Consider the following 17020-nt stretch of genomic DNA (forward strand, 5'->3'; position numbering starts at 1 on the left):
GCCCGGTTCCTGCTGGTGCGGGAGACCGACTCGGGCGGGATGGAGGGCGAGTTCCGCCTGCCGCGGGAGGCCGCCGCCCGGCTGCGCACCCTGCTCGACGCCTACGCCAAACCCAAGGCCAAGGGCGACGACCGGCCGCTTCGGGTCCGCAACGCCGACGCGTTCATCGCACTGCTGGAGCAGCAGATCACCGCCGAGTTGCTGGTGCTGGTCAACGCCGAATCCCTCCCCGACGACGGGCCAGTCGGCGATCCGTCGTCCACCGACACCGCTCCCACCGACACCGCTCCCGGCGACGCTGTCCAGAGGGACGACGCCCAGGCGGGGGCGACCCGTGAGGGTGATCACATGCCCGGTGAGGATGTCATGAGCGGGGGCTACCAGCCTCCGGGGAGCGGCGCGGCTGCGGGCGAGCCGACCAATGGTGACTTCGCCAGGGGGACGTGCGGGAGCAGTGATTCGATCGGGGATGTCGCCGACCCGGTCGACGGCACTCTCGCTGATGGCATCGCTACCCGCAGTGGGGAGTGTGCCGCACCTGATGACAGCGGTAGCAACGAGGTTTGTCACGCGGGGGAGAACGAGGACGCTGCAGCCGGCGGTACGGCCGGTTCCGCGGACATCGCTGAAGCGGCGGACTCCACTGAAGTGGCGGACACCGCTCAGACGGTGAGCGATAGACAGGCCGGCATTGCCGAGACGGCCGACGCTGCCGAGCATGAAAGCTCCGGACAGGGCACGGCCAGGCCGGGAAAGGTCGGACCGGGTAAGGCACGACCGGGCGAAGCCGACTATGCGACCAATCGGGAAGAACTCCGACGCACCGGATCCGGCCCCGGGGTCGATCGGAAGGAAGCCGGAGGGGCCAAGCCCGATCGGCGGGCCGAGCAGGAGGAATCCGGTCCAAACGAGACCGCGCCGGGTGAGTCCGCGGACGATGGTCGGGTGCGTCGGATCGGTGGTCCCGGCCGTCCTGGCGGGAGAGGTGCCCCTGACGAGGTGGGGAGCCGCCGAAACGGCGGCCGAGGCAGGGTGAGAGACCGCGACAGGAGCGGCGGTCCAGACGAGATGGGCGGGCTCGCGGACTGGCGATGGCAGGCCGTGCTTCGGACCCTGCCGGGGCTGCTGCTGTCCACCGGACAGTTGTTGCCGATCACCGACGTGCACCGCCTGGCCCGGACCTCCACGCTGATGCGTCTGGTGATGAACGCCGATGGTCAGGTCCTGGACATGGGCCGCAAGGTCCGGCTGGCCACCGCCGCCCAGCGTCGCGCGGTCCTGGCCCGCTATGACACCTGCTGGGTGGAAGGCTGCCCCCTCCCGGCGAGCATGTGTCAGGTCGACCATCTGGACAACTGGAGCGAAGGCGGTCTGACCGACCTGGCCAAACTCGGGCCGGCATGTCAGTGGCACAACAGAGATCGCTACCTGCGTCCCGACCGTTACCGACGCCGCCAGATCGGCCCCGACCGATGGGCCTTCACCTACACCGGCCCCTCGTACGCGACCACACGCAGATAGATCCGGTCGAAACGACAGAGCGCACTCGTACGGCCCCCTGCTACCTGCCGATTGGCCCCTGCCCTCGCATGGCCAGGAAATCCTCGGTCAGGGCCCGATCGGTCGGAGGTGGCGCCGCGGAGGAACGCTGCGGCGCCGCGGGCGGCGGGGAGAACGAACCGATCGGCCGGCCCGGCGCCCAGCGGCATGTCGAAGGCGGACAGGATGCTGAAGAACGATGGCTCCCCCTTTTGCGGCGATACACCCAAGATTGAAGTTGACGGAGTGAGCGCTCACTCCGTAACTTGAAGGGCATGACAGAACCCCCTCCCCGGCGGCGTGCGCCGGGAATGAGCATCGAACAGCGCCGCGCCGTGATCGTGACGGCGGCGCTGCCCCTGGTGACCGAGTACGGAGCGGCGGTCACCACCAGCAAGATCGCGCGGGCGGCCGGCATCGGCGAGGCCACGATCTTCCGGGTCTTCGCCGACAAGGACGAACTGCTGGACGCGTGCGTGGCCGAGGCGATGAACCCCGACCGTGTGCTCGACGAGTTGGCCTCGATCCCGCTGGAGGAACCGCTCGACGCGCGACTGGTGGAGGCGATCGAGGCCCTGCGGGCTCACCTGGAACGCATGGGTGCGGTGATCGGCGCCATGTACGCCTCAGGTGGGCACCGTTCGCGTGGCGGCACGCGCGAACGGCGGGAGCCGGGCGGGCGAGAGGCCTTCCTGCGGGCCATCCACGAACGGGTGACAGAACTGATCGAGCCCGACCGGGCGGCCCTGCGCCTGGAGCCGGACAAGGTCGGCTCGATCCTGCTCGGCATGCTCTTCGCCCGGCACGTCGGTCCCGCCGGCTCCGACGGTGAAGGTGATGCGGCCGACGCGCGGCCGTCTCCTCGGGAAGTCGTGGACGTCCTCCTGCACGGTGTCGCCCGAAAAGCCTGATGTATCCGAAGGGCCCGATGCATCCGAAAAGTCTGAGATGCCGGGAAATGTGTTCGAAAAACGCAGTGTTCCAGAAGGAAGGCCGACACGATGACCGTCACCCTCGACCACACCATCGTCCCCGCTCTCGACCATCTGCGAGAGGCCGACTTCTTCGCCTCGATCATGGGCCTGGAGCGCCTGCCGCTCACCGGCCGGGCCGGCCACTTCGCCCCGGTGCGGGTCAACGAGCAACTGACCCTGGACTTCATGACGGTGGGCGACCCGAGCGGGGTCCATCTCGCCTTCGACGTCGACGCGGCCACCTTCGACCAGATCCTGGCTCGCCTGCGCGCGGTCGGCGTACCGTACGGCAACGACCCCGCCGACCGGGACAACGGCCGCATCGATCATCCGCTCTACGCCCGCGGTCTGTTCTTCGTCGACGCCGCGAGCAACCTGTACGAGGTGATGACCGCGGAATGACGTCTTTTACTCCGCCGCGTTGCTGTGGCGGCGGCGGTAGGCGCGGGCTTTCGCCCGATTGCCGCATTCGGCCATCTGACACCAGGTCCCCGAGCGGTTTCGTGAGTGGTCGTAGAACGCCCACAGGCAGCCTTCGGCCGGGCACACCTTGAGCCGTTGCCAAGTGCCGTCAAGCGTGGTCGTTCCGACGATCGCCAAGATGCGGCCGAGGGCTTCCCGTACACCCTCGCCGTGGCGGGGGCCGAGAGTCTGCGTGCCGTCCAGGTCGTAGCGGAGTCGCACATCGGCGTCGCATGAGAGCCGGTTCAGGGCCGCTGTGTCCTCTGGGGAGATCGGCCTGCCGGAGTTGCGCCGCGCCAGTGCGCGCAGAGCCTCACGGACCTCCACCGCCTGTCGCCATTCCCCAGGTGAAACCGAAGCGGACGGATCCAGCAGGCCGTGTCCGCTCAACCAGTCACGCAACCCTTCGGGATCCGACAGGTCGTCTGTCGTCAGTTCCAGATCACGCGTGTTGATGAACGTGCGCACGATTTCGAGTGCTCCGGGCGCGTCCTGCCGCTTGGACTGACCAACCGAGCGTTGACTAACCATCAAACGAGTTTATAGGTTACTTAACGGGAGGTGGGCATGCGGTCACGCGGGGGTCTGGTGGCGGTGGTGGTCGCCTCGGTGCTGTGGGGGCTGGGCGGGACCATCGCCAGTGCCCTCTTCGAGAAAGGCGCCGACCCCTTGGAAGTCGTAGCCGTACGCACCTGGATCGCCCTGATCGGCCTGGCGTCGCTCATGGCATGTCGGAGGTCCACGAGCGCGGCTCGTACGGCACCCGGCCGGGCGCGGGTGGCATGGCGTCCGATCTGCGGTTTCGGGCTGTCGCTGGCCGTGGCCAACGCATGCCTCTTCCTGGCCATCAGCCGACTTCCGGTGGCCGTCGCGCTCGTCCTGCAGAACCTCGCCCCGGCATTCGTCGTGGCGGGGAGTGCAGTGGCGATGCGCCGACCTCCGGGGTGGCGTACCGTGCTCGGGTTGGCCGTCGCCTTGGCCTGCGTCGCCTTTGTGGTCCGGTTGCCTGCGACGCAGCTCGGGCGCATCGACCTGGCCGGGGTCGGCCTCGGGCTGCTCACCGCCGTGGCCGTCGCCGCTTTCTCGATGTACGGTGCCCGCGCGGCGGGCGTTTGCGGAGCGTTGACCGCCAACGTGTGGGCATTCGCGCTCGCTGCGGTCCTGTGGCTGGGCTATCAGGTCCCACAAGGGATGCCCGAGCTGTTCGAGCGACCCGGGCTGCTGTTCGGCGCGGTGGTCGTCGGCCTGTTCGGCACGCTTGTTCCGTTCTTGTTGTTCTCCTGGGGAACGGCTCGCGTCGGGGCGACAGTCGGCGCCGTCACCATCTCGCTGGAGCCGCTGTTCGGCGCTCTTCTTGCCTGGGAGTGGCTCGGTCAGGCACTCACTCTCGGCCAGGTCATCGGAGGGTCCTGCTGATCGTCGCGGTAATCGATTTGCAGCGTGCCTCGCTCCGGCCGCCCCGCGCAGCAGCCGCTTCCTGACAGGCGACGGGGTCAGCTGACGAGCTGGAGCAGGGCCTGGTTCCGGGCCTGCGCCGGTTCGGCGAGTCGCTGCAGTTCCCGGCCGGCGGAGTCGAGTACGACCAGGGTGTTGTGCGTGCGGCCGAGGACGCGGACCACCAGGCGGCCGTCGGGGAGGTAGAACGCGCCCACCTTGGTCCCCTTGACCGGAATGGGCACCCGCTTGCCCGTGACGGTGTCGACGACCGTCGGGGTGAACCCTCCCGGCCAGAGCCCGTCGCCCCCGGGCTCGGTCGGCGACAGCGTGCGTACGACGACCTTCCTGGCATCCGGGGACAGGCTCTGCACGTGGTTGGCCAGTCTGATGCCCTTGGCTCGGACGGACTTCCCGGTCTTCAGATCGAATATGTAGACGCCGTCGGTCTCCCCGGTGTATCCGGCGAGGCGCCGGCCGTCGGCGGACCAGGCGAGGTGGCAGACGCCGCGGGGATTGCCGGCCTTGCGTACGCCTGTGCCGTCCGCCTTCACGATTGTGAGCGTTGAAACGCCCGTGTGGCTGTCGCCGCCCAGGTACGCGACACGTGCGGAGTCGGGAGACCAGACTGGCGTGGCACAGGGGAAGCCTCCGGCGGCGTCCTTGGCGACGACCTTCTCCTTACCCCCGGTGCGGATGTGCAGCTTGCCGCCCCACGTGATCCAGGCGAGCTTCGTGCCGTCGGGAGACACGGAGAACTGGAAGGCGTCCGTTGCGTTGCCGAGTTTGGTGAACCCCTTGCCGGGCTCGTAGCGGCTGATCGGATGCCCCTTGTCCCAACTCCAGTAGACGGCGACACCCGCAAGTGGCTTCGGTGCCGTTCCAGTGGACCCGGTGGTCGTCGCGGTAGTGGCGACGGCGGCGGAGGGGAGGACGGCGAGGCCGGTGATCGCGGTGACGGCCAGAGCGAGTGCGGTGCGCTTCATGGTGTTCTCCTGGGTACGGTCGCTTCCCGGCATGATCGACGCCGGGCTGGTCGCGCCCAGTGAAAGACCGACCGCTTGCACAGCTCTTGATCGCGGCGTGCCCACCATGCTGTAAGCAGCCTGCAAGCGTGGCCGGGCTTTATCCTGCGCCTATGGTGATCACAGACGTGGAGTTGGCCGTCGCGGCCGTGCAGGCGGGAGCCGCTGTCGTACGCGGAATGTACGGGGAATCCCTGCCGCGGGTCCAGAAAAGCGCGGGCGACTTCGCCACGGCCGCCGACATCGCGGCGGAGAACGCGATCCTCGGCGCGATCCGCGCCGCCCGGCCAGGCGACGCCGTGACGGGAGAGGAGAGCGGACGCTCGGGCTCGTACGGGGCTGAGCGCATGTGGCTGGTCGACCCGTTGTGCGGCACGCTGAACTACGCCGCGCGGAGCATGCTGGTCGCGGTGAACGCCGCCCTGCGCACGGGTTCGGAGATCACGGCGGCGGCCTCGGGCGACCCGTTCGCCGAAGAGGTGTTCTGGACGGACGGCGATCACGCGTACGTCCGCCGCGACGGGGTGGACGAGAGGCTCACGCCGTCGCCCGAATCGCGACTGGTGGACGTCAACCTCGACCCGCCGTTTCCCAACGCGCCGAGCTTTCAGGCGGCGCGACTGCTCGCCGAGGCGGGGTTCGCCGAGCGGTTCCGCCCACGCGTCGTCTCCACCACGCTCGCGGTCGCCTGGGTCGCCGCGGGGCGCCGAGCCGCGTACGTCACCGACGGCCGTCATCTGCACGACAGCGTGCACTTCGCCGCCGGGATCGCGCTGTGCCGGGCCGCCGGATGCGTCGTGACCGGCCTGCACGGTCAGCCGGCGCACACCGGGACGGGCGGGCTCGTCGTGGCGGCCGACCAGGAGACGCACGCCGCATTGCTGGCGCTCATCGCCGACCAGTTCCCACCCGATCAGTCATGAAGCAGCGGTGGAGCCCGGCTTGAAACGACGACCACGAAGGTGATAGCGGTTCGGGGGGTCGGATCCGCAAGTGGACCGATCTGAACGACTATCCGATGAGGGGGCCCGTGTGGCCGGAATGTTGCGGGTCGCGGCGGTGCAGTTCGAGCATCGTGCCGATGACAAGCGGTACAACCTGCGCCGGGTGGAGCATTTCGCCGAGGAGGCGGCCGCGGCCGGCGCGCACCTGGTGGCGTGCCCGGAGATGTGCCTGCTCGGCTACTGGCAGTTGCGCCGCTACTCGGCCGACCGGCTGCGCGAGCTGGCCGAGCCGGTGGACGGTCCGCTGGTGACGGCGGTGCGCGAGCTGGCGGTGCGGCATCGCGTCGGTGTGGGCGCCGGGTTCCTCGAAGACGACGGCGGCCGGCTGTTCAACTCCTACGCGCTGTGTCTGCCCGATGGAACCGTACGAGTGCACCGTAAGCTGCACGCGTTCGAGCACGAGGCGATCTCCAGCGGTGAAGGCTATACCGTGTTCGACACGCCGTGGGGTGTGCGGATGGCGATCCTGATCTGCTGGGACAACAACCTGGTGGAGAACGTGCGGGCGTGCGCGTTGCAGGGCGCCTCGGTGCTGATCGCACCGCATCAGACCGGCGGCACCGCCTCGCGTAGTCCGCACAGCATGCGGCCGATCCCCCTGCGCCTGTGGGAGAACCGGCGTGAGGACCCGGCGGCGATCGAGGACGAGTTCCGCGGTCCCAACGGGCGCGGCTGGCTCATGCGCTGGCTGCCGGCCCGCGCCCACGACAACGGCATGTTCGTGGTGTTCAGCAACGGGGTGGGACGCGACGATGACGAGGTGCGCACCGGCAACGCGATGCTGCTCGACCCCTACGGGCGCATCCTCGCCGAGACATGGGCGGCCGATGACGCGATGGTCGTGGCCGATCTCGACCTGGATCTGATTCCGCTGTCCACCGGCCGAAGGTGGCTGGCCGGACGCAGGCCGGAGCTGTACGAAATCCTCACCCACCGGTTCGGCACCGAACGCGACCCGCGCACCGCCCGCTTCGCCACCGAACCGATCACGCTGACGCCCTCTGACCGTCCCACTTCATAGCGGTTTCGGCCCGGGATTCTCTTTCCGGAGGGTCGGCCGGGTGGTCCCTGGGGGAGGGATTTCCCAGGGACCACGTGCTGGGCCTGTGCCGCCGGTGGATCAGGCGCCGAAGCGGGGGACGGGCAGATCCTCGGTCGCCAGGTGCACGATGTGCGACTCGGTGTAGACGTCGATGCTGTGCTTGCCGCCCTCGCGGCCGAGGCCGCTGGCCTTGACCCCGCCGAAGGGGGTGCGCAGGTCACGGACGTTCTGGGAGTTGACCCAGAGCATGCCCGACTCGATCGCCTGGGCGAGGCGGTGCGTGCGGCGCAGGTCGTTGGTCCACAGGTAGGCGGCCAGGCCGTACCGGGTGTTGTTGGCCAGCTCCAGCGCCTCCTCCTCGGTGGAGAACGGCGTGACGCACACGACCGGGCCGAAGATCTCCTCCTGGAAGATCCGCATCTTGGGCGTCACGTCGGCGAACACCGTGGCCGACAGGAAGTTGCCGGCCGGCAGGTGCTCGGGGCGTGAGCCGCCGGCGACCAGACGGGCGCCCTCGTCGACGCCGATCTGGACATACTCCATGACCCGGGCGTAGTGCTCGGGGTGCACCAGTGCGCCCAGTTCGGTGTCCGGGGCGTCGGGGGCGCCGACCCGGACGCGGGAGGCCCGCTCGGCCAGTCGCCGTACGAACTCGTCGTAGATCGTGTCCTGGACGAGGACCCGTGAACTGGCGGTGCAGCGCTCGCCGTTGAGGGAGAAGACGCCGAACACCGCGGCGTCCAGCGCCCGGTCCAGGTCGGCGTCGTCGAAGACCAGCAGCGGGGACTTGCCGCCCAGCTCCATCGAGAGGGTCTTCAGATGGTCGGCCGCGTTGCGCATGATTATCTGACCGGTGGTGGTCTCTCCCGTGAAGGAGATCACCGGCACGTCGGGATGCGCGACGAGGGCCGCCCCGGCCTCCTCGCCGATGCCGTGGACGATGTTGAACACACCCGTGGGCAGGCCCGCCTCCTCCATGATCTGCGGCAGCAGGCCGGCGGAGGCCGGGGACCACTCGGCGGGCTTCAGCACGACCGGGCAGCCGGCCGCGAGCGCGGGCGCCAGTTTCCAGGTCTCCAGCATGAACGGGGTGTTCCACGGAGTGATCAGACCGGCCACACCGACGGGCTTACGCAACACATAGTTGAGCTGGGAGGAGGCGACCCGGTAGACGTCCTCCCCGAGAGTCGTGATCACGTCGGCGAAGAAGCGGAAGTTGTGCGCGGCCCGGTGGGCCTGGCCGCGCGCCTGGGTGATCGGCAGACCGGTGTCGCGGCACTCCAGCGTGGCGATCTGGTCGTCCCGCTTCTCGATCGCGTCGGCGATCTTGCGGAGGATCGCGGCCCGCTGCTGGGCGGGCATCTTGGGCCACGGGCCCTCGGTGAAGGCCCGGCGCGCCGCGGCGACCGCCGCGGCGACGTCCTCGGCGCCACCGGCCGCGACCGTGAGATAGGGCTCGTTGGTCGCCGGTTCCAGAGAGGTGAAGGTCGCGCCCGAGACGCTCGGGACGTACGCCCCGTCGATGTAGTGCTCGATCTTGGACGGGGCGGTGCTCATCGGGTGACTTCCTCGCTTTGTGCCAGCAGTTCCTTGATCCGGGCGATCCCCGCGTCGGTCGGAGTGATCAGCGGGGGGCGGACGTGCCCGGAGGCGATCAGTCCGCGCTGCTCCAGCACCCACTTGGCCGGGGCCGGGTTGGTCTCGACGAACAGCAAATCGACCAGGGGGTGCAGGGCGTAGTGCAGGTCCAGGGCGGTCTGGTGATCACCCTCGACGTAGGCGTTGTACATCCGGGCCACGGCCGCCGGCGCCAGGTTGGCCACCGCGCTGACGAAACCGACGCCGCCGATCGCCAGCAGCGGCAGGCACAGCAGCTCGATACCCGACCACATCAGGAAGTCCCGGCCGCACAGGTGCAGGACCTTGGAGAAGTGTTCGAAGTCCTTCGTCGTCTCCTTGATGCCCACGATGTTGTCGTGGGCGCGCCGCAGCCGGGCGACGGTCTCGGGGGCGATGTCCACCGCGGTCCGGGACGGCACGTTGTAGATGACGATCGGCAGGCCGGGGAACTCTCCGGCCACCGTGGCGTACCAGCGGAACAGCGCCTCCTGGGTCGGCCGGGCGTAGTAGGGGGTGATGACGAGGGCGGCGTCGGCGCCCAGCCGCTCGGCCTCGGCGGTCAGGCGCAGCGTCTCGTCGAGCTTGGCCGAGCCGGTGCCGGGCAGGAACGGCACCCGGTCGGCGGTCTCCTCGGCCACCGCGGTCATCGCCGCGATCCGCTCCTCGGCGCTCTGGGCTCCAGGCTCGCCGGTGGAGCCGCCGGTGGAGATGCCGTGCGAGCCCTGGTCGAGTTGCCAGCGCACCAGCGCGCGCAGCGAGTCGACGTCGAGCTCGCCTCCGGCGGTGAAGGGGGTCACCACCGGAGCGATGGACCCGCGGATGGTCGCCGGATCCGATCTGAACTTCATGAGATCACTCCTTGGGAGTCCAAGCCGAAACAGAAGGGGCCGAAACAGAAGGGGGAGGTCATCGGGCGTCTCGCCGTGACTCGTAGGTCTCCCGCCAGGCCTTGTTCATCGGGTAGAGCCCGTCGATCGACGCGCCCTCGTTCACCCGTTCGTAGATGAAGCGCTCCTCGTCCTCCTGCCGGGCGGCGTCGCGAGCGACCTCGGCGGCCAGGCCCGGCGGGATGACGACCACGCCCTCGGCGTCACCGACCAGCACGTCGCCCGGCATGACGAGGACGCCGCCGCAGGCCACCGGCACCTGGGAGTCCATCGGGACGTGGCGGCGGCCGAGCACGGCCGCGTGCGGCGCGCCGAAGTAGACGGGCAGGTCGAGACCGGAGAACGACGGGCTGTCGCGCAGCCCGCCGTCGGTGATGACGCCGGCCGCGCCCCGCCGCAGCGCGCGCAGGGCGAGGATGTCGCCGATGGTCCCGGCGCCGTGCTCGCCGCGCGCCTCGATCACGAGGATCTCACCGGGACGGATCTCCTCGACCGTGCGCTTCTGCGCGTTCATCCCGCCACCGATCTCGGCGAACACGTCCTCGCGCAGCGGGAGGTAGCGCAGGGTTCGCGCCACGCCGACCATGCGCAGGTCGGGCCGGGCGGGGCGGACTCCTTCGATGAAGTGGTGGTCGATGCCGCGCTTGCGCAGCTGCGACGACAGCGTCGCCGTCGAGACCGAGCGCAGCGCCGTGACGGTCTGCTCGTCCAGCGGGTGCGGCGGACGCCCGGAGTCGGAGGCGGAGCTGTGGGCCGTGCCGTACGCGGCGGCCCTGGTCTCCTCGCTCACCTTGGGCTGTACGCCGTAGGCGGCGAGTTCGCCGGGATCGGCGACGATCTCGTTGCGCAGCCGTCCCGCCCCTTCCAGCTCGACCTCCACGACGTCGCCGGGCCGTACGACCGTGGACCCCGTGGGGGTGCCGGTGAGGATGAGGTCGCCGGGCTCGAGCGTCATCAGGCGGGACAGGTCGGCGATGAGCAGGTCGAAGCCGAACAGCAGTTCGTCGGTGCCGGCGTCCTGGACGAGTTGCCCGTTCACGTACGTGCGCAGCCGCAGTTTCGCGGGGTCGACGTCGGTGAGGACCGCCGGGCCGACGGGAGTGTAGCCGTCCTGGCCCTTGGCCCGGAGGTTGGATCCCAGATCGGCGTGCTTGAAGTCGTAGACGCCGAAGTCGTTGGCGGCCGTGTATCCCGCGACGTGCTCAAGCGCGCGTTCGACTGGAACGCGGTGCGCCCGCTCGCCGATGACGAGGGCGATCTCGCCCTCGAAGGCCAGTAGATCGCAGCCGTGGGGCCGGACGACCGGCCGGCCCGACCAGGACAGCGACGAGGATGGCTTGAGGAAGTAGGAGGGGACCGCCGGGGTCCGCCCGCGCTCGGCGGCGCGGCTGCGGTAGTTGAGATGCACCGCGATGATCTTCCCTGGGGCCAGCCCGAGTGGGTGGTCCAACATCATCCCTCCTCCAAATCGTATACGACTTCATGCATGATAGCCGATCAGAGGGACGAGCACTATAGACAAAGATATCTGGATTCGTACATGATTTGACCGGGTCGGCGCCCTGTGTCAGGGGCCACCCAGGTGACGCCGAGACAAGCGACTCCTCACCGGTGTACTAATTGTCCCAATCCACGACCCTTGGGAGGATGCGTCATGGGAGAGATCGTTCTGGCCGCCAAGATCACGCATGTGCCGTCGATCTGGCTGTCCATCCAGCCGGGTAAGCACTACGGCATCCGCCGCCCCGCGGAGGAGGCGCTCAAGGAGGTCGGCAGGCGCGCCCGCGAGCGCGGCGCCGACACCTTCCTCGTCGCCGACAGCCACTGGCTCAACAGCATCGGCTTCCACCTCAACGGCAGAGAACGGCACCACGGCTCCTACACGAGCCACGAGCTGCCGCACTTCATCCATGACCTGGAGTACGACTACCAGGGGGATGCCGAGCTCGCCGAGCTGGTCCGCGAGGAGATCGTCGCCGGCGGGCAGAAGGCGCGCGTGCACACCTACAAGGATCTGGGCCTGGAGTACGCCACGCTGGTCCCGATGTACTTCATGAACGGCGACTCCTCGATCCGGGTGCTGCCGATCGGCTGCAACATGTACTCGACGATCGACGAGAACCGCCGGATCGGCGAGGCCCTGCTGCGTGCCGTACGGCGCAGCGACCGCAAGGTGGCCTTCCTGGCCAGCGGGTCCCTGTCGCACGCCTTCCCGCCCAACGCGATCGCCGAGACCATGCTCGACGACGTGAGCAGCGAGATCAACCGGACGGTCGACCTGGCGGTCCTCGAGATGTGGAAGGAGGGCAGGTTCGGGGAGTTCCTCGCGATGCTCCCCGACTACAACGCGCGGTGCGCGGGCGAGGGTGCGATGGCCGACACGGCCATGCTCTTCGGCCTGCTCGGCTGGGACGGCTACACCGGCAAGGGCGAACTGCTGTGCCCCTACTTCGGCAGCACCGGCACCGGCCAGGTCGTCGTCGACTTCCCCGTGCCCGCCTTCGCCGAATGAAGCCACCGAATGAAGTCGACGGGTGAGGGCTCCCGGGCTCTCTGAAGAGGGTACCCGTGCAGTAGGATCACAAATCGTATGTGAAACCTGCTATGAAGAGGTGCTCACCCATGGCGACCCCCCTGGCCGTCCAGACCTACACCCCCGACCAGCCCGATGAGGGCCTGCCGCCCGTGCTCCTGATCCACGGCCTGTGCTCCGACGGGCACCGTGACTGGGTCGAGACCGGTACGGTCGCCGCGCTGACCGACGCCGGGCGGACTGCCGTCGTGGCCGATCTGCCCGGCCACGGGGACAGTCCCGCCCCGGCGGCCGCCGCCGAGGCCGGGGCCGGCGCGATCGCCGTGGCGCTGCTCGCCGCACTCGACGGCGCGCTCGCCGGGGCTTCCGCCGGGGCTTCCGGCGGGGCTTTCGGCGGGGCTTTCGGCGGGGCTTTCGACGTGGTGGGCTACTCGCTGGGCGCGCGGCTCGCCTGGGAGCTGCCCGAGGCCGCTCCCGGGCGGGTACGCCGGGCCGTGCTCGGCGGGCTCAGCCCGGCCGAGCCGTTCGCCGCGGTGGACATCGAGGCGCTGCGCGCGGCGGTCGGCGGCGGTCCCGAACCGGCCGACCCGTTCACCGCGATGTTCGCCGGGATGCTCGGCGCCCAGGGCGACCGGGCCGCCGGACTGGTCACCTGCGTCGAGGGGCTGCGGAGCACGCCGTTCGAGCCGACCGGCTGGGCCGGTCGGACCCCGCCCGTGTTCGTTGTCGGGCAAGACGACATGATGGTCCGCGGAATTGAGCGTATCGTCGGACTCGCCGGCGCGGCGGACCCGGTCACGGTTCCCGGCGATCACTTCCAGGTCCTGGCGAGCGCCGAGTTCCGCACGGCCGTCGTCAAGGCCCTAACAGGCCGAGAGTGAGGGGACTTCGGTGAGTTCCGCGAAGAGGACCACGCGCGACAAGGCGTCCAAGGCCGAGATCAGCTATGAACTGCTGCGCTCACGGATCCTCGACGGCACCTACGGCCCGGGCTACCGCCTGGTGATGGACCAGCTCGCCAGGGAGATCGGGGTCAGCACGATCCCGCTGCGCGAGGCGCTGCGCCGCCTGCAGTCCGACGGCCTCGTCGAGGTGGTGCGCAACATAGGGGCACGGGTCGCGGTGTTCGACGCCCATCAGGTGGAGCACACGCTGCAGGTCCTGGCGCGGCTGGAAGGGTACGCGACGGCGATCTCCGCTCCGATCATGACGGCGGAGCACATCTCGGTCTCACGTGCGATCAACAAGCGCATGATCGAGGCACTCGACCAGTTCGACCCCACATCGTTCACCGCGCTCAACCGGGACTTCCACTTCTCCATCTACCAGCACTGCCCCGATGACCATCTGAGTTCGCTGCTGAGCTCGGAATGGGCCAGGCTGGACCACATGCGGCGCTCGTCGTTCAGCTACGTGCCCGGCCGCGCCCGCCGCTCGGTCGAGGAGCACGACCACATGCTGGATCTCATCGAGGCCGGCGCCGACGCCGGCGAGATCGAGCGCGTGGCCTGCGCGCACAAGGTCGCGACCGCCGACGCGCTGCACGACGCCCACACCTCCGCCACCTCGCACACCTCCTCCTCCCTGTCCGCCTGACCTTCCGACGCGGAACCGCCCCCTTCGTACGGATCATCCGTACGAAGGGGGCGGTTCCGTTGTCCGGTGTCGTCTGCCGCCGGCGTCCGCCGAGCCGTCAGGTGAGAAGCTGCCCGCCGTCCACCTGGACGACGGCGCCGGTGATGTGGCCCGCCTGCGGGGAGGCCAGGAACATCACCAGCGGGGTGAGGTCGCCGGGGACGGCGATCCGGCCCAGCGGGATGCGGGCCTCCCACGCGCCGCGCGCCTGCGGATCGTCCATCAGCCCGGCGGTCATCGGCGTGTGCACCGGGCCGGGCGCCACACCGTTCACCCGGATGCCGTGCCCGGCGAGCTCGATGGCGCCGGTGCGGGTGAGCGCGTCGACCGCCGCCTTCGTGGCCTCGTAGTGCCCCAGGCCCGGGGTGGGCTGGCGGGCGCCGATCGAGCTGATGTTGACGACGCAGCCGCCCCGGCCGGCCTCGATCATCTGAGCGGCCGCGGCCCGCGTGACGAGGAATGTGCCGCGCACGTTCACGGCCAGGACCCGGTCGAAGACCTCGACGGGCAGCGACACGAGCGGGCCGCCGCCGGCGACGATCCCCGCGTTGTTGACCAGGATCTCGACCGGCCCCAGCTCATCGGCCACCCGCGCCAGGCCGGCCGCGACGGACTCGGCGTCGGTGATGTCGACGGTCACGGCCAGCACGCCCAGTTCGGCCGCGGCCCTGCCCGCCGCCGCCTCGTCGACGTCCGCGATCGCGACCCGGTCGCCGGCCTCGGCGAAGGCCTGCGCGACGGCGCGGCCGATCCCGCTCGCGCCGCCGGTGACCAGGACGACCCGGCCGCCGGTCTCCGCCGTACTCATCGGGCCTCCGCGATGATGACGCGCGGGCTGCCCGGCAGCGCACGGGTCTCGACGGGCTCCCAGCCGGCGTCGCGCAGCCAGCCACGCACCTCGTCCTCGGGGTAGACGACGGTCCCGTCGATCACGAGGTACTCGGCGGCGTGCAGCGCGTCGATGGTCCGCTGCTCTTCGTCGGAGTCGAGGAAGAAGTCGAGCAGGATGAGCGTGGCGCCGGGTGTGGCGGCGGTGCGGGCGCGCTCGATGATGCGCCGGTTCTGCTCGGCGTCGTAGCGGTGCGCCACGTGCTCGAGCAGGACGAGGTCGAAGCCGGTGGGGGTTTCGTCGGTGACCGGGTCGCCCGCCACGACCTCGAAGCGGTCGGCGAGGCCGGCGGCCTCGATCGCGCTCTTCGCGCCCTCGATCATGAACTCGCCGGTGAAGAACGTGCCCTGCAGGCCGGGGGCCGCGGTCATCGCCTCGGTGAGGAAGGCGGCGGACAGGCCGCCGAGGTCCAGGGCCCGCTGGTGCCGGGAGAAGTCGTAGTTCTCGGCGAGCATCTTGGCGTGGAGGGCGTTGTAGGTCATGACCCCGTTCATGAACACGCCCATCCGGTCGCCGCCGAGGTCGAGGTCGCCGGGCTTGGCGGTGCGCGCGGTCTCGCCGAACGCCAGCCAGTGCGGGTAGCTGATGGCGTCGAGGAAGGCCAGGAACGGGCGCAGGTCGACGTCGTCGCCGGAGCCGGCGAGGTAACGCGCGACCGTGGGGGAGTTGGCGTACACCCCGTCGGTCCGGGTCAGCAGGCCGAGGCCGGACATCGCGTCGGCGAGGATGCGGGCGGTGCGTTCGGGGAGCCCGGTGCGGGCGGCCAGGTCGGCGACGCCGGCCGGGCCCTGCGCCAGCGCGGCGAACACGCCGTTCTCGCTCGCGGCGAACAGTTGCTTGGCCGCCATGTAACCGGTGGCGACGGCGAGGATGCGCTCGGGGCCGGAACTCTCCGGATGAGACGACATGTGCACTCCTTGGATACCAAAACAGTATGGGAGATGATATACGATTTGCGTTGCAGGTGGCTAGAAGGAGGTTCAATGACCACAGATCAGGGGAACGAACCCCAGGTGCCTAGGCGCAGGCTCGGCGCGGCGGGACCCGAAGTCCCGGTCTTCGGTCTCGGCTCGTGGAACACATGGGATCGCATGGAGACGGACGACGCGGTCGAACTGGTCCGTGCCGCCGTCGGCCGCGGCGTCAACCTCTTCGACGTCGCCCACTACAACTTCGGCCCGCATGCCGAGAACGCGGTGACCGACATCATCTTCGGCAAGGTCGTACGGGAGGCCGGCCTTCGCCGGGAAGACTACCTGCTGTGCGGCAAGCTCTGGCTGTGGGACTACCCCAAGGTCTCCTTCGCCGAGCAGATCGAGGTCTCGCTGGAGCGGATCGGCACCGACCGCGCCGACTTCGTCGTGGCCGGTGACTTCTTCGGCGAGCTCGACATCAGATCGGTGGTGACCGACGCCTCCGAGCTGGTGCGGGCCGGCCGGTTCGACGCCTGGGGGGTGAACAACTGGTCGGCCGCCGACCTGTGGCTGGCGCGTGACTTCGCGCTCGCCGAGGGAATGACGCCGCCCTCGTTCGCCCAGCTCAAATACAGCCTGGCGCGACGCTCGGTGCCCGAGGGCGAGCCGTACGGGCGCCTGTTCGACGAGGCGGGGCTGGGGCTGCAGGCCTCCGACGTCTTCGAGGGCGGCATCCTCGCGGGCAAACTGAACCCCGAGCGCAAGATCGGCGCCGACCCGGGCGGGATCCGCGAGCGCATCCGGGCGGCCTACCCCGCGGTGGAAAGGGCCGCCGAGCGGTTCGGCGCGACGCCCGCCCAGCTGGCCATCGCCTACTGCCTCACCCATCGTGCCGTGGGCAACGTGCTGTTCGGGGCCAGCCGGATGAGCCAGTTCGACGACAACCTGGGCGCGCTCGACCTGCTGGCGCGGCACGGTGACGAACTGCGCGAGGCGGTCGCCGACCTGTGGATCGACCGCGACGTGGTGCGGCCCGAGGCGTCATGGGGGACTGACTAGACC

17 protein-coding genes are annotated in these 17020 nt (G+C 69.8%); 10 read left to right on the top strand and 7 right to left on the bottom strand.

What is annotated here, in order from left to right; translation table 11 throughout:
- From ACFHYQ_RS27780 to ACFHYQ_RS27790, 3 genes are all read left to right on the top strand, one after another.
- On the top strand, positions 1–1521 hold a 1521-nt coding region (locus tag ACFHYQ_RS27780; RefSeq protein WP_394304101.1), incomplete at its 5' end, for a DUF222 domain-containing protein.
- A 293-nt stretch (positions 1522–1814) separates the two neighbouring features.
- Positions 1815–2450: a TetR/AcrR family transcriptional regulator gene (locus ACFHYQ_RS27785; RefSeq protein WP_394304102.1), complete on the top strand. Its 636-nt coding sequence runs from the start codon at positions 1815–1817 to the stop codon at positions 2448–2450.
- A gap of 90 nt (positions 2451–2540) precedes the next feature.
- Entirely contained in the window at positions 2541–2915 is a 375-nt protein-coding gene (locus ACFHYQ_RS27790) for a VOC family protein (protein ID WP_394304103.1), read from the top strand.
- A 6-nt stretch (positions 2916–2921) separates the two neighbouring features.
- Here the strand turns inward: ACFHYQ_RS27790 and ACFHYQ_RS27795 are convergent, their stop codons facing one another.
- Positions 2922–3506 carry a CGNR zinc finger domain-containing protein gene (locus ACFHYQ_RS27795; RefSeq protein WP_394304104.1) on the bottom strand — a complete coding sequence of 195 codons (585 nt, stop codon included), beginning with the start codon at positions 3504–3506 and terminating at the stop codon, positions 2922–2924.
- Positions 3507–3542: 36 nt separating this feature from the next.
- Here ACFHYQ_RS27795 and ACFHYQ_RS27800 point away from each other — a divergent pair, with 36 nt between their 5' ends.
- Positions 3543–4391, top strand: coding sequence for an EamA family transporter (locus ACFHYQ_RS27800; RefSeq protein WP_394304105.1), 849 nt, complete (start codon positions 3543–3545; stop codon positions 4389–4391).
- A 77-nt stretch (positions 4392–4468) separates the two neighbouring features.
- Here ACFHYQ_RS27800 and ACFHYQ_RS27805 read toward each other — a convergent pair whose 3' ends face one another.
- A complete protein-coding gene (locus ACFHYQ_RS27805; RefSeq protein WP_394304106.1) occupies positions 4469–5395 on the bottom strand; it encodes a TolB family protein in 927 nt (308 codons plus the stop codon).
- Positions 5396–5547: 152 nt separating this feature from the next.
- On the opposite strand from ACFHYQ_RS27805, the gene ACFHYQ_RS27810 reads away from it, so the two are divergent.
- The gene (locus ACFHYQ_RS27810; RefSeq protein WP_394304107.1) at positions 5548–6357 is read left to right on the top strand and encodes an inositol monophosphatase family protein; all 810 of its coding nucleotides are present in this window, start codon (positions 5548–5550) and stop codon (positions 6355–6357) included.
- A gap of 118 nt (positions 6358–6475) precedes the next feature.
- Positions 6476–7459, top strand: a complete 984-nt coding sequence (locus tag ACFHYQ_RS27815) for a nitrilase family protein (protein ID WP_394304192.1) — start codon at positions 6476–6478, stop codon at positions 7457–7459.
- A gap of 99 nt (positions 7460–7558) precedes the next feature.
- Here the strand turns inward: ACFHYQ_RS27815 and hpaE are convergent, their stop codons facing one another.
- From hpaE to ACFHYQ_RS27830, 3 genes are read right to left on the bottom strand one after another with little or no spacing between them, the layout of a single operon-like run.
- Positions 7559–9037: a 5-carboxymethyl-2-hydroxymuconate semialdehyde dehydrogenase gene (gene hpaE / locus ACFHYQ_RS27820; protein ID WP_394304108.1), complete on the bottom strand. Its 1479-nt coding sequence runs from the start codon at positions 9035–9037 to the stop codon at positions 7559–7561.
- The gene (gene dapA, locus ACFHYQ_RS27825) at positions 9034–9948 is read right to left on the bottom strand and encodes a 4-hydroxy-tetrahydrodipicolinate synthase (protein WP_394304109.1); all 915 of its coding nucleotides are present in this window, start codon (positions 9946–9948) and stop codon (positions 9034–9036) included. Before dapA ends, hpaE begins: the two co-directional genes overlap by 4 nt.
- Positions 9949–10006: 58 nt before the next feature.
- Positions 10007–11443 carry a fumarylacetoacetate hydrolase family protein gene (locus ACFHYQ_RS27830; protein WP_394304110.1) on the bottom strand — a complete coding sequence of 479 codons (1437 nt, stop codon included), beginning with the start codon at positions 11441–11443 and terminating at the stop codon, positions 10007–10009.
- Between the two features lie 198 nt (positions 11444–11641).
- Between ACFHYQ_RS27830 and hpaD the strand changes: the two genes are divergently transcribed.
- The 3 genes from hpaD to ACFHYQ_RS27845 all read left to right on the top strand — a co-directional run bounded on the left by hpaD (position 11642) and on the right by ACFHYQ_RS27845 (position 14116).
- A complete protein-coding gene (hpaD, locus tag ACFHYQ_RS27835) occupies positions 11642–12499 on the top strand; it encodes a 3,4-dihydroxyphenylacetate 2,3-dioxygenase (protein ID WP_394304111.1) in 858 nt (285 codons plus the stop codon).
- A 110-nt stretch (positions 12500–12609) separates the two neighbouring features.
- A complete protein-coding gene (locus tag ACFHYQ_RS27840; protein WP_394304112.1) occupies positions 12610–13401 on the top strand; it encodes an alpha/beta fold hydrolase in 792 nt (263 codons plus the stop codon).
- 10 nt (positions 13402–13411) lie between these two features.
- Complete coding sequence (locus ACFHYQ_RS27845) at positions 13412–14116, top strand: GntR family transcriptional regulator (protein WP_394304113.1); 705 nt, start codon at positions 13412–13414, stop codon at positions 14114–14116.
- Positions 14117–14213: 97 nt separating this feature from the next.
- Here the strand turns inward: ACFHYQ_RS27845 and ACFHYQ_RS27850 are convergent, their stop codons facing one another.
- Both ACFHYQ_RS27850 and ACFHYQ_RS27855 read right to left on the bottom strand, forming a co-directional pair.
- The gene (locus ACFHYQ_RS27850) at positions 14214–14963 is read right to left on the bottom strand and encodes an SDR family NAD(P)-dependent oxidoreductase (protein WP_394304114.1); all 750 of its coding nucleotides are present in this window, start codon (positions 14961–14963) and stop codon (positions 14214–14216) included.
- On the bottom strand, positions 14960–15952 hold the full coding sequence (locus ACFHYQ_RS27855; RefSeq protein ID WP_394304115.1) for a methyltransferase: 993 nt from the start codon (positions 15950–15952) through the stop codon (positions 14960–14962). The genes ACFHYQ_RS27850 and ACFHYQ_RS27855 overlap by 4 nt, the downstream gene beginning before the upstream one ends.
- A gap of 75 nt (positions 15953–16027) precedes the next feature.
- Here ACFHYQ_RS27855 and ACFHYQ_RS27860 point away from each other — a divergent pair, with 75 nt between their 5' ends.
- Positions 16028–17017, top strand: a complete 990-nt coding sequence (locus ACFHYQ_RS27860) for an aldo/keto reductase (RefSeq protein WP_394304116.1) — start codon at positions 16028–16030, stop codon at positions 17015–17017.
- Positions 17018–17020 lie beyond the last annotated feature (3 nt).

It is taken from the genome of Sphaerimonospora cavernae, assembly GCF_042435035.1.
GTDB classification, from domain to species: Bacteria; Actinomycetota; Actinomycetes; order Streptosporangiales; family Streptosporangiaceae; genus Sphaerimonospora; species Sphaerimonospora cavernae.